The sequence below is a fragment of the Endothiovibrio diazotrophicus genome (assembly GCF_054657215.1).
Genome location: NZ_BAAHXB010000152.1, coordinates 1 through 11,948 on the forward strand (window position 1 = coordinate 1; position 11,948 = coordinate 11,948).

Annotated in this window: 11 protein-coding genes; 5 read left to right on the forward strand and 6 right to left on the reverse strand. The window is 68.4% G+C overall.

Annotation, left to right across the window (positions count from 1 at the left end):
• Positions 1–241: 241 nt before the first annotated feature.
• The 3 genes from groL to ACYQ2W_RS23665 all read right to left on the reverse strand — a co-directional run bounded on the left by groL (position 242) and on the right by ACYQ2W_RS23665 (position 3,025).
• Positions 242–1,894 (reverse strand): chaperonin GroEL, encoded by a 1,653-nt coding sequence (gene groL, locus ACYQ2W_RS23655; protein WP_459872999.1) that lies wholly within the window; start codon positions 1,892–1,894, stop codon positions 242–244.
• Positions 1,895–1,960: 66 nt separating this feature from the next.
• Positions 1,961–2,251: a co-chaperone GroES gene (gene groES, locus ACYQ2W_RS23660; RefSeq protein WP_459873001.1), complete on the reverse strand. Its 291-nt coding sequence runs from the start codon at positions 2,249–2,251 to the stop codon at positions 1,961–1,963.
• A 318-nt stretch (positions 2,252–2,569) separates the two neighbouring features.
• Positions 2,570–3,025 (reverse strand): FxsA family protein, encoded by a 456-nt coding sequence (locus ACYQ2W_RS23665; RefSeq protein WP_459873003.1) that lies wholly within the window; start codon positions 3,023–3,025, stop codon positions 2,570–2,572.
• Positions 3,026–3,405: 380 nt separating this feature from the next.
• Between ACYQ2W_RS23665 and cutA the strand changes: the two genes are divergently transcribed.
• Positions 3,406–3,729 carry a divalent-cation tolerance protein CutA gene (cutA, locus tag ACYQ2W_RS23670; RefSeq protein WP_459873005.1) on the forward strand — a complete coding sequence of 108 codons (324 nt, stop codon included), beginning with the start codon at positions 3,406–3,408 and terminating at the stop codon, positions 3,727–3,729.
• The gene (locus ACYQ2W_RS23675; protein WP_459873007.1) at positions 3,726–5,654 is read left to right on the forward strand and encodes a protein-disulfide reductase DsbD; all 1,929 of its coding nucleotides are present in this window, start codon (positions 3,726–3,728) and stop codon (positions 5,652–5,654) included. Before cutA ends, ACYQ2W_RS23675 begins: the two co-directional genes overlap by 4 nt.
• A 243-nt stretch (positions 5,655–5,897) precedes the next feature.
• Here ACYQ2W_RS23675 and waaA read toward each other — a convergent pair whose 3' ends face one another.
• The 3 genes from waaA to ACYQ2W_RS23690 all read right to left on the reverse strand — a co-directional run bounded on the left by waaA (position 5,898) and on the right by ACYQ2W_RS23690 (position 8,596).
• A complete protein-coding gene (gene waaA / locus ACYQ2W_RS23680) occupies positions 5,898–7,187 on the reverse strand; it encodes a lipid IV(A) 3-deoxy-D-manno-octulosonic acid transferase (protein ID WP_459873009.1) in 1,290 nt (429 codons plus the stop codon).
• 115 nt (positions 7,188–7,302) lie between these two features.
• Positions 7,303–7,713 carry a divergent PAP2 family protein gene (locus ACYQ2W_RS23685; protein WP_459873011.1) on the reverse strand — a complete coding sequence of 137 codons (411 nt, stop codon included), beginning with the start codon at positions 7,711–7,713 and terminating at the stop codon, positions 7,303–7,305.
• A 4-nt stretch (positions 7,714–7,717) separates the two neighbouring features.
• Positions 7,718–8,596, reverse strand: coding sequence for a decaprenyl-phosphate phosphoribosyltransferase (locus ACYQ2W_RS23690; protein WP_459873013.1), 879 nt, complete (start codon positions 8,594–8,596; stop codon positions 7,718–7,720).
• Between the two features lie 106 nt (positions 8,597–8,702).
• On the opposite strand from ACYQ2W_RS23690, the gene ACYQ2W_RS23695 reads away from it, so the two are divergent.
• The 3 genes from ACYQ2W_RS23695 to lpxL are packed head-to-tail and all read left to right on the forward strand — an operon-like array spanning position 8,703 to position 11,779.
• On the forward strand, positions 8,703–9,098 hold the full coding sequence (locus ACYQ2W_RS23695; RefSeq protein WP_459873015.1) for a GtrA family protein: 396 nt from the start codon (positions 8,703–8,705) through the stop codon (positions 9,096–9,098).
• A 22-nt stretch (positions 9,099–9,120) separates the two neighbouring features.
• Entirely contained in the window at positions 9,121–10,881 is a 1,761-nt protein-coding gene (gene msbA / locus ACYQ2W_RS23700; protein WP_459873017.1) for a lipid A export permease/ATP-binding protein MsbA, read from the forward strand.
• On the forward strand, positions 10,874–11,779 hold the full coding sequence (lpxL, locus tag ACYQ2W_RS23705) for an LpxL/LpxP family Kdo(2)-lipid IV(A) lauroyl/palmitoleoyl acyltransferase (RefSeq protein ID WP_459873019.1): 906 nt from the start codon (positions 10,874–10,876) through the stop codon (positions 11,777–11,779). The genes msbA and lpxL overlap by 8 nt, the downstream gene beginning before the upstream one ends.
• The last annotated feature ends 169 nt before the right edge of the window (positions 11,780–11,948 follow it).

An 11,948-nucleotide genomic window follows, 5' to 3' on the forward strand; every position in this document is an offset into this window, starting at 1 on the left:
GACGCAGAGCGTCCAAGGTCACCGGTTGCGACGCAGAGCGTCGCAACCAGGGGAATGGGTCGCAAACAGGGGGATCACCTCGACGCCACAGAGGCTCCGCGTCGTGTCGAAAACCACCGCCCGAAGAGCACTTCGTGGTACCGCCCTCCCCCCGACAACAAAGGGGCCCTGCCGAAAACCCGGCAGGGCCCCCTTTTCAGGCAGGCCAGCAGGCCCGCCCGACGGTCGCTGGAGACCGGGCTTACATCATGCCCATGCCGCCCATGCCACCCATCCCGCCCATGTCACCCATGCCGCCCATGTCGCCCTTCTCCTCCTTCGGAGCCTCGGCCACCATGCACTCGGTGGTGATCATCAGGCCGGCCACGGAGGCGGCGTTCTGCAGCGCGGTACGGGTCACCTTGGTGGGATCCAGGATACCCATCTCGATCATGTCGCCGTACTCGCCGGTGCCGGCGTTGTAGCCGTAGTTGCCGTCGCCGTTGGCGATCGCGTTGAGCACCACCGAGGCCTCGTCGCCGGCGTTGCTGACGATCTGGCGCAGCGGCTCCTCCATGGAGCGCAGCGCGATGCTGACGCCCATGTCCTGATCGTGGTTGTCACCCTTGACCCCTTCCACCGCCTTCTTGGCGCGGATCAGGGCGACGCCGCCGCCGGGCACCACGCCCTCTTCCACCGCCGCGCGGGTGGCGTGCAGGGCGTCCTCGACACGCGCCTTCTTCTCCTTCATCTCGACCTCGGTGGCGGCACCCACCTTGATCACCGCGACACCGCCGGCCAGCTTGGCGACGCGCTCCTGGAGCTTCTCGCGGTCGTAGTCGGAGGAGGTCTCCTCGATCTGGGCACGGATCTGCTCGACGCGGCCCTTGATCTCCTCGGGGTCACCGGCACCGTCGACGATGGTGGTGTTCTCCTTGGAGACGACGATCTTCTTGGCGGTACCCAGGTCGTCCAGGGTCGCCTTCTCCAGGGAGAGGCCGACCTCCTCGGAGATCACCTGGCCACCGGTGAGGATGGCGATATCCTGGAGCATCGCCTTGCGACGGTCACCGAAGCCGGGGGCCTTCACCGCGGAGACCTTGACGATGCCGCGGATGGAGTTGACCACCAGGGTGGCCAGCGCCTCGCCCTCGATGTCCTCGGCGATGATCAGCAACGGCTTGCCGGCCTTGGCGACGCCTTCCAGCACGGGGAGCAGGTCGCGGATGTTGGAGATCTTCTTGTCGTGCAGCAGGACGAAGGGGTCCTCCAGCTCGGCGGTCATGCTCTGCTGGTTGTTGACGAAGTAGGGGGAGAGGTAGCCGCGATCGAACTGCATGCCTTCGACCACGTCCAGCTCGTTGGCCAGACCGGAACCGTCCTCGACGGTGATCACGCCCTCCTTGCCCACCTTCTGCATCGCGTCGGCGATGATCCGGCCGATCTCCTCGTCGGAGTTGGCGGAGATGGTGCCGACCTGGGCGATCGCCTTGTCGTCGGTGCAGGGCTTGGACATCTTCTGCAGCTCGTCGACGGCGGTCAGCACCGCCTTGTCGATGCCGCGCTTCAGATCCATCGGGTTCATGCCGGCGGCGACCGCCTTCATGCCCTCGCGGAGGATCGCCTGGGCCAGCACGGTGGCGGTGGTGGTGCCGTCACCGGCGGCATCGGAGGTCTTCGAGGAGACCTCCTTGACCATCTGTGCGCCCATGTTCTCGAACTTGTCGGCGAGCTCGATCTCCTTGGCGACGGAGACGCCGTCCTTGGTCACGGTGGGGGCACCGAAGCTCTTCTCGAGCACCACGTTGCGGCCCTTCGGACCGAGGGTCACCTTGACCGCGTTGGCCAGGATGTTGACGCCGTGGACCATGCGGTGGCGGGCGTCATCGGAGAAGCGAACGTCTTTAGCTGCCATGTTTCCTAAATCCTCTAAATTCTTTGTGGGTTTTGCTGACTAATCGGCAAGGACGGACGGCGGGGCTCAGCCCTCGATCACCGCCATGATGTCCTCTTCGCGCATCACCAGGAACTCCTCGCCGTCCACCTTCACCTCGGTGCCGGAGTACTTGCCGAAGAGCACGGTGTCGCCGACCTTGACGTCGAGCGGACGCACGTCGCCGTTCTCGGCGATCTTGCCGTTGCCGGCGGCGACCACTTCGCCGCGGGCGGGCTTCTCGGTGGCGGAGTCGGGGATCACGATGCCCCCGGCGGACATCCGCTCCTCTTCCATACGCTTGATGATGACGCGGTCATGCAAAGGACGCAGATTCATCGGACGTTTCTCCTTACAGCGTTCATTAACTTATTGATGTGTAGATAATTAAGGGCTTGCCACTGAATTAGCACTCCCCGGCGGGGAGTGCTAATCATAGCCCCAAGATGGGGACGGTCAAGCGGGGTTCAAGAGGGAGGGAAGTAAAAAACGACAAAAAAGTCGGTGATTGGCGGGTAGCTCCCCTGTAGGAGCGGCCCCAGGCCGCGATGGCACCCCTTTCCGCCAACCCCCGCCGGCTGGATCGGGGTTCGGTGCTCCGCCCCATCGCGGCCTCGGGGCCGCTCCTACCGCCGGACGACCGCCGAAGCTCAGGCGCTAATCATCCTCCCGACGCCACTCCCCATCCAGGGTCTGCGGCCCGTGGGATGACTCCCGGCCTCCGGGGTGGGGGGAGCGGCGGCCGAAACCGCTCTGCACATGCATCACCCCGCGCTCCAGCAGCCCGGCGATCATCCAGCGGCGCAGCGGTGGGATCAGGCAGGCGAAACCGAGCGCATCGGTGAAGAAGCCGGGGGTGAGCAGCAGGGCACCACCCACCAGCAGAAACGCCCCCTCCATCAGTTCGATCGCCGGGATCCCGCCCTGGGCCAGGGTCTGCTGCACCCGCGCCAGGGTCGACAGCCCCTGGGCGCGCAGCAGCCCCGCGCCGATCACCGCGGTGAGCACCACCAGCCCGATGGTGGGCAGGGCACCGATCACCCCACCGACCTTGATCAGCAGGTAGATCTCGATGAACGGGATGATGACGAACAAGAGGAAGAGCAGGGGCATGGGGATCCGGAATTTCGCCAGGGATGGTAAGGGATATGGGGGTGGAGGCCGGGAAAGCAAGGCGGCGGCACAGTCGTTTCAGGTGACCGGAATAGTGCAGAGGAGTTCCAGACCGTAATGTAAACGCCCCACCCCCTCGTTTCCACGCTCTGCGTGGAAACGTCCTCTTCGACGCTCCGCGTCATGCCCAACGAGGGCAGCAAGACCTCCACGCCCCACTCCGCCCCCGGACGCAGAGCGTCCAAGTCCCACGGTTACGACGCAGAGCGTCGTAACCAGGAAACGTCTTACCCGAGGCGTCCTTCCGGGTTTTCCCCGGATGACAACCCCCCGCCTCGACGCTACCCTGAATGCCCTCTCTTAAGACAGCGATAATCCCCATGACCTACCGTCTGGTCCTCTGTACCGTCCCCGACCGGGAGGTCGGCGAACGGATCGCCTCGGCACTGGTGGAGCGTCGGCTCGCCGCCTGCGTCAATCTCGTCGCAGGGGTCACCTCCTTCTATGGGTGGCAGGGACGGGTGGAACGGGAGGAGGAGCTGCAACTGCTGATCAAGACCTCCGCCGCCCGCTATCCGGAGCTGGAGCGGACGATCGTCGAGCTCCACCCTTATGAACTACCGGAGGTGGTGGCGGTCCCTCTCTCCGAGGGACTCCCCGGCTACCTCGCCTGGATCGACCAGAACACAGGAACCCCTTCATGAAGCTGATCCGCACCCTCGCGCTGCTCCTCACCGCGCTATTCATCGCCGCCTCACCGGCCCGCGCCGCCGACCCCCTCGACGCCCTCGGCGACAGCGGCGGCTTCGGCGACGCCGGCGGTCAGGAGGAGGAGTTTCTCGACCCCGACGTCGCCTTCCGCTTCAGCGCCGAGGTGCTCGACCCCGACACGGTGATCGCCCGCTGGCAGATCGCCGAGGGCTACTACCTCTACCGCGCCAAGTTCAAGGTGAAGCTGCTCACCCCGGGCGACGGGGTCTCCCTGGGCGAGGCGGTGCTGCCGCCGGGCGAGGAGAAGAAGGACGAGTTCTTCGGCCTGATCCGGGTGTTCCACCACGACGCCGAGATGCGCGTGCCGGTCAGCCGCGCCGACCCCGGCATGCAGTGGCTCAAGTTCCAGTTCAAGTACCAGGGCTGCGCCGAGGCGGGGATCTGCTACCCGCCGATGACCAAGGAGGTCGAGCTGGCACTGCCCGCCCGCGACGGCGCCGCGCCGGGCGGGCAGCCCAATGCCGCGATGGTCGCCGCCCCCGCCGCGGCGGTCGCTGCCGCGCAAGCCGCCGACCAGCCGGCCATCGACACCGCAGTCAGCGAACAGGATCAAATCGCCGCGGCGCTTGCCGGCGGCAGCGTCTGGGTCACCGTGCTCAGCTTCTTCGGCTTCGGCCTGCTGCTCTCGCTGACCCCCTGCGTCTTCCCGATGATCCCGATCCTCTCGAGCATCATCGTCGGCCAGGGCGAGGGACTCTCCGCGGGCCGCGGTTTCGTCCTCTCGCTGGTCTACGTGCTGGCGATGGCGGTCACCTACACCGTCGCCGGCCTCGCCGCGGGGCTGTTCGGCGCCAACATCCAGGCCGCCTTCCAGGAGCCGTGGATCATCGGGCTGTTCAGCGCGGTGTTCGTCGCGCTGGCCTTCTCCATGTTCGGCTTCTACGACATCCAGATGCCGAGCTTCCTGCAGAGCCGGCTGACCGAGGTGAGCAACCGCCAGCAGGGCGGCACGCTGGTCGGCGTGGCGGTGATGGGCTTCCTCTCGGCGCTGATCGTCGGCCCCTGCGTCGCCGCGCCGCTGGCCGGCGCGCTGATCTACATCGGCCAGACCGGTGACGCGCTGCTCGGCGGCATGGCGCTGTTCGCGCTCTCCATCGGCATGGGCGCCCCACTGCTGCTGATCGGCCTGTCGGCGGGCAAGCTGCTGCCGCGGGCCGGCGCCTGGATGGACGCGGTGAAGGCGGTGTTCGGCGTGATGATGCTGGGGGTGGCCGCCTACTTCCTCGGCCGCATCGTCCCGGGTGTCGTCGCGATGCTGCTGTGGGCGCTGCTGGCGATCGCCTCGGCGGTCTACATGGGCGCCCTGGAGCCGATCCGCGAGGGGGCCTCCGGCTGGCGCAAGCTGTGGAAGGGGCTGGGCTGGGCGCTGCTGCTGTGGGGCGCGCTGATGCTGATCGGCGCCGCCGCCGGCGGCACCGACCCGCTCTCGCCGCTGCGCGGCGTGGGCTTTGCCTCCGGCGGCAGCGGCGCTGCCGCCGGCGAGGCCCACGCAGGCCTCGTCTTCAAGCGGATCAAGAGCGACGCCGATCTGGCGCGCGAGGTGACCGCCGCCAAGGCCGCCGGCAAGCCGGTGATGGTCGACTTCTACGCCGACTGGTGCGTCAGCTGCAAGGAGCTGGAGAAGTACACCTTCAGCGACCCGCAGGTGGCCGCCGCCCTCGGCGACACCGTGCTGCTGCAGGCCGACGTCACCGACAACGATGAAACGGATCAGGCATTGATGAAGCAGTTCGGCATCATCGGCCCGCCGGCGATCCTCTTCTACGGCCCCGATGGCGTCGAGCGCAAGAGCCGCCGGCTGGTCGGCTTCCTGCCTGCCGAAGCGTTCGTCACCCATGCCGCGCAGGCGATCCGGTAATCCTTTCCGGCTTGGGATGATCAACGCGGAGAACGCAGAGACGCAGAGCGCGCGGAGAAGAGGAGGAGTGCGGGTAGAGTGCCGAACGCCGAATCCCGGCTCACAGGCGGTGTCGGCGGAGAGGCCCCGGCGGCCGCAGGCCGCCCTATAGGGCGCGCCGCGCGCGCCGCGACCTCTCCGCCGACCGGCGTATTGAAGGAAAGCTGCTCGCCCACAATCCCTTCGAAGACGGTTGAAGTCCGCTCAGCCGCCGGCCACCGGCCTTTCCCCCTCCCCCGCCAACACCCCATCCAACAACCCCAGCAACGCCTCCAGCGCCCCGCGGTTCGCCGCCACCATGTGGGCCCCCCGCTCACCGGCGGCGTGGCGGGCGTTGGCGTCCTGCAGCCACAGCACCACCCACTCGGCCAGCGCCTCACGGTCCGCCACCCGGCGGGCGCCGCCCGCCTCCAGCAGTTGCTGGGAAACCTGGGCGAAGTTGTGCATGTGGGGACCGAACAGCACCGGCACCCCCACCGCCGCGGGCTCCAGCACGTTGTGCCCCCCCACCTCCACCAGACTGCCGCCGACGAAGGCGAGATCGGCGGCGGCGAACAGCATCGGCAGTTCGCCCATGGTGTCCCCGAGGTAGACGCGGGTCTCGGCGGCGCACGGCTCGCCGCTGGAGCGGGTCACCGTGACGAAGCGCTGGCGCGCCAACTGCTCCACCCGGGCGAACCGCTCGGGATGGCGGGGCACCAGCACCAGCAGGGCGTCGGGCACCGTCTCCAGCACCCGCTCGAAGGCCTCCAGCACCGCCGCCTCCTCCCCCTCGTGGGTGCTGGCGGCGATCCACACCGGGCGGTCCACCCCCAGCTCGCGGCGGGTCACCTCCGCCTGTTCGTGCAGGCTGGGGGGGACGCGGGCGTCGAACTTGATGGTGCCGGTCACCCGTAGCCGCCCCTCGTCGGCACCGAGGGCATGGAAGCGCGCCGCGTCCGCCCGCCCCTGGGCGGCGATCAGCGAGACGTCCGCCAGCACCCGGCGGGTGAAGTGGCCGATTCGCGCGTAACCCCGCGCCGAGCGCACCGACAAGCGGGCGTTGGCCACCACCACCGGCACGCCGCGCTGATGGCAGTGGTGGAAGAGGTTGGGCCACAGCTCGGTCTCCATCACCACCAACAACCGCGGCTCTACCCGCCCCAGGTAGCGCCGTACCACGCCGGGCAGGTCGTAGGGGGCGTAGCGGTGCTCCACCCGGTCGCCGAACAGCGCCACCACCCGCGCCGCACCGGTGGGGGTGGTGGTGGTGACCAGGATCGGCAGCTGCGGATGGCGCTCGCGCAGGGCGCGGATCATCGGCGCCGCCGCCTGGGCCTCCCCCACCGACACCGCATGGATCCACACCGCCCCCGGCCGCGCCGGCCGCGCCGGCCAGCCGAAGCGCTCCGGCCAGCGCTCCCAGTAGCCGCGCGCGCGCAGCCCCCGCCACAGCAGGCGGAGCACTACCAGCGGCGTCATCAGATAGAGGATCAGGGAGTAGAGGGCACGCACGGGTCGGAATCGCGGGGTGGGAATAGAGGGCGCGATGGTATCACGGCCACCACCCCGCCCGAGGGTATCCGGGGCCGTCCCGCGATGACCACCGATCGTTCAGATAGACAAAGCGCTAACGGGGGAAAGAGAGGTGGACCAGCAGCGCGACCGCCACCCCCACCGCGAGGCCCGCGGCGATCTCCGATCGGCTGTGGCCCATCCGCTCACGCAGTGGCGGGGCCTGTGGGTCGAGGTGGTTGATCGCCGCGGCGTGGCGGCCGATCTGGCGGCGCAGGCTGTTGGCATCGAGCAGGACGATGAAGGCCAACGTCACCGCGACGCCGAAGGCGGGGTGGCCGACCCCCTCGCGCAGGGCGATCAGCGCGGCGGTGGAGCCGACGATGGCGCTGTGGTTGCTCGGCATCCCGCCGTAGCCGATGAGATCGAAGGCGAGGCGGCCGGCGCGCAGCGAATTGATGGCGAACTTGCTGCCACCGGCGGCGAGCCAAGCGAGAAACGGGGTGGTTGCATAGGCGAGATCCATCGCATCACCCCCGCAACAGCGCCCAACCACAGGCGCCGACCCAGAGCATCACGGTCACCAGCAGGGGCCGATCCGACAGCAAGGCATCGGTGGGCGACTCGCCCCCCTCGCACACCTCCACCACGTACCAGTAGCGGTAGAGCCCGAACAGCACGAAGGGGATGGTGACCACCAGTTCCGGCCGGGTGGAAACCACGAACAGCGCATAGAAGACCAGCGCGCCGGTACCCGATATCTCGGCGTAGCGTTCGGCCAACTTGAGGGTATAGCGGCCGAGCACCTCGCGCCCCTCCGCACCGCTGCCCAACAGCTCCTGGCGCCGCTTCACCGAGGCGAGGAAGAGCGCCAGGCAGAGGGTGGTGACGAACATCCACGAGGAGACCTCCACCGCGAGCGCCGCCGCCCCGCCGTAGACCCGCAGCACGAACCCCACCGCGACGCTGAAGATGTCGAACACCGGCTGCTGCTTGAGGACGAAGGTGTAGGCGACGTTGAGCGCGAGGTAGCCGGCGACCACCGCCATCACCGCCGGCTTGACCAGGGCACACAGGGCGAGCGCGCCGTAGATCGCCGCCAACAGCCAGCGGGCGGTGGCCGGGGCGATCTCGCCCGAGGCGAGGGGACGGGAGAGGCGCTTGGTGGGGTGACGGCGGTCACGCTCCCGATCGTGGAGATCGTTGAGAATGTAGACCGCCGAGGAGGCGAGGCAGAACAGCGCCGTGGCGATCACCGTCTCGACCACCGCCGCCGGATCGACAAAGGCCCCGGAGAAGAGCAGCGGCGCCACCACGAAGGCGTTCTTCACCCACTGCCGCGGGCGCAACAGGCGGATCAGCGCCGAACCTTTCGGCGTGGTGATGACGGTACTCGACTCGTTTTCCATGACTCTCGGCGTCGTATCGACGGGTCGGCTAGTGTACTGCACCGCAGCCGGCGGGACGATCGGTGGTAAAATCGGCGGCTTTCCCCCACGGCGCCCCGACCCCGCCATGAGAATCGCCCTGGCCTACGCCCTTTTCGCCCTGCTCGCCACCGGCGCCAACATCGCCGCCCAGGACCTCTCCATCCGCCTCTACTACGGCGCCTACGGGGTGCTGCTGTCGGTGATCGTCGGCACCGGCGTCGGCCTGGTGCTGAAGTACGTCCTCGACAAGAAGTACATCTTCAAGGTGAAGACCGCGGGGCTCGCCGACGACGGCCGCAAATTCATCCTCTACACCGCCGCCGGACTGGTCACCACCCTGATCTTCTGGGGCTTCGAGTTCGGTTTCCACTGGTTCTTCGAGAGCAAGGGCTACCGCTACCTGGGCGGGGTGATCGGGCTGGCCATCGGCTACTGGATCAAGTACCACCTCGACAAGCGCTACACCTTCGCCGTGCAGTGAACCCGCCCAGTGAACCCTTCGTGTGAATCCTTCCTGTGAACCCTTCCTTGTGAACAATAAGCAGCTCTACCTGCGCCTGCTGCGCCAGATCCGCCCCTACTGGAAGGTCTTCACCCTCTCCTTCGTCAGCACCGTGCTGCTCTCGGCCACCGAGCCGGCGCTGCCGGCGCTGATGCAGCCGATGCTCGACGGCAGCTTCATCGAGAAGGACGAGCAGATGATCGTCCTCATCCCGCTGCTGCTGGTGGCGCTCTTCGCGGTGCGCGGCACCGCCAGCTTCACCAGCACCGCCACCACCCACTGGGTGGCCTCGCGGCTGGTCACCGACCTGCGCCAGGCGATGTTCGGCAAGCTGCTGCGCCTGCCCACCGCCTTCCACGACCACCACCCCTCGGGCAAGCTGCTCTCCAAGTTCACCTACGACGTCAACCAGGTGACCCAGGCCGCGACCAGTGCCTGGGTGATCCTGATCCGCGACTCGCTGTCGGTGCTCGGCCTGCTCGGCTGGATGTTCTACCTCAACTGGCGCCTGGCGCTGCTCAGCTTCGTGGTGGTGCCGGTGATCACCGTGCTGGTGCGCGTGGTGAGCAAGCGCATGCGCCGCCTCTCCCACTCCATGCAGGACTCCATGGCGGATCTCAACCAGGCGGTCAGCGAGGCGCTGGAGGGGCACAAGGAGATCAAGGTGTTCGGCGCCCGCGAATACGAGGAGCGCCGCTTCGAGGTCGCCGCCAACCGCGCCCGCACCTTCTACAACAAGACCATCGCCACCTCCGCGGCCAACGTCCCGCTGGTCCAGCTGTTCATCGCCATCGGTCTCGCGCTGATCGTCTACACCGCCTCGATCCAGAGCGCCTCCGACCAGTTCTCGGTGGGCGGCTTCGTCTCCTTCTTCACCGCCATGGCGATGCTGTTCGCGCCGATCAAGCGGTTGACCAAGGTCAACGAGGACCTGCAGAAGGGGCTGGCCGCGGCGCAGAGCCTGTTCGGCCTGATCGACGAGGAGGACGAGGGGGAAGAGCGCGGCCGCCCCATCGGCCGCGCCCGCGGCCAGCTCACCTTCGAGGGACTCGGCTTCTCCTACGACGGTGAGAGCGCCGCGCTCAGCAACATCGACCTGACCATCGAGCCGGGCCAGACGGTGGCCCTGGTGGGCGCCTCGGGCAGCGGCAAGACCACCCTGGTGGGGCTGCTGCCGCTCTTTCACCGGCCGAGCCGCGGGCGCATCCTGCTCGACGGGGAGCCGATCACCGAGCTGCGCCTGCGCGACCTGCGCGCCAACATCGCCCTGGTCAGCCAGCAGGTGGTGCTGTTCGACGACACGGTGGCCGCCAACATCGCCTACGGCCACGCCGAATTCGACCCGGTACGGATCGAACAGGCGGCCGAGGCGGCCCATGCCATGGAGTTCATCCGCCGCCTGCCACAGGGACTGGAGACCCGCGTCGGCGAGCGCGGCGTACTCCTCTCCGGCGGCCAACGCCAGCGCATCGCGATCGCCCGCGCGCTGCTCAAGGACGCCCCGATCCTGATCATGGACGAGGCCACCGCCAACCTCGACAGCCACTCCGAGCGCCACATCCAGGCCGCCCTGGAGACCCTCACCGCCGGGCGCACCACGCTGATCATCGCCCACCGCCTCTCCACCATCGAGCGCGCCGACCGCATTGTGGTGCTGGAGCGCGGACGAATCGTCGAGCAGGGGAGCCACGCCGAGCTGCTCGCCCGCGACGGCCACTACGCCCGCCTGCACCGCGCCCAGTTCGGCGAGGCGGATGGCTGACGCCGCGCCGGAGCCGATCCGCCTGCGCCACCGGCCCGCCTGGCTGGCGGTGGGGCTGGTGCGCCTGCTCGCCGCCCTCCCCTTTCCCCTCTGGCGCCCGGCCGGCACCCTGATCGGCCGCGCGATCGAACACGCCGGCCGCCGCCGCCGGCACATCGCCGAGACCAACCTGCGGCTCTGTCTGCCCCAGCTGAGCGACACCGAACGCAAGCGGTTGGTAAGCGACCACTTCCGCTCCCTGGGCTTGAGCGTGGTGGAGATGGCCGCCGCCTGGTGTGCGCCGGAGAAGCGGCTGCGCGAGCGCTTCGAGGTGGTGGGGATGGAGCACCTGGAGGCGGCGCGGCGCGACGGCCGCGGGGTGCTGCTGATGAGCGCCCACCTGGTCTATCTGGAGATGGGCGCGCGCGGGATCGCCACCTTCGCCCCGGTCCATCCGATGTACCGGCGCCACGGCAACCCGATCCTGGAGCGCTTCATCGCCGCGGCCCGCGGCCGCCACATGGCCGAGCCGGTGGAGCGGGGCGACGTGCGCAAGCTGGTACGGCTGCTCAAGGGGGGCGGCATCGTCTGGTACGCCCCGGACCAGAACTACGGCGCGGAGCACAGCATCTTCGTCCCCTTCTTCGGGGTGGAGGCGGCGACCATCACCTCCACCTCGCGGCTGGCCCGGATGGGCAACGCCCGGGTGATGCCGTTCTTCCCCGAACGCCTCATCGACGGCCGCTACCGCCTGCAACTGCTGCCGGCCCTGGAGGGCTTCCCCAGCGGCGACGACACCGCCGACACCCGGCGCATCAACCGGTTGATCGAGGAGCGCATCCGCCGCACCCCGGCCGACTACCTATGGATCCACCGCCGCTTCAAGACCCGCCCGCCGGGTTCGCCGTCGGTCTATTGAACACGGAGGTTTTTGATTGTTGTTGGGCCGTGCGAATTGGTGGGATTGCGATGACACCTCGCTTCGACGGCTTCGATTCGCGGTTGGTTTTTGACAGGAAGGGGAAGAGAACGTTGGATTGGCAGGATCGCTGAAGCCATGTACCTCCGTTTGACACGGCGCCCGCGGG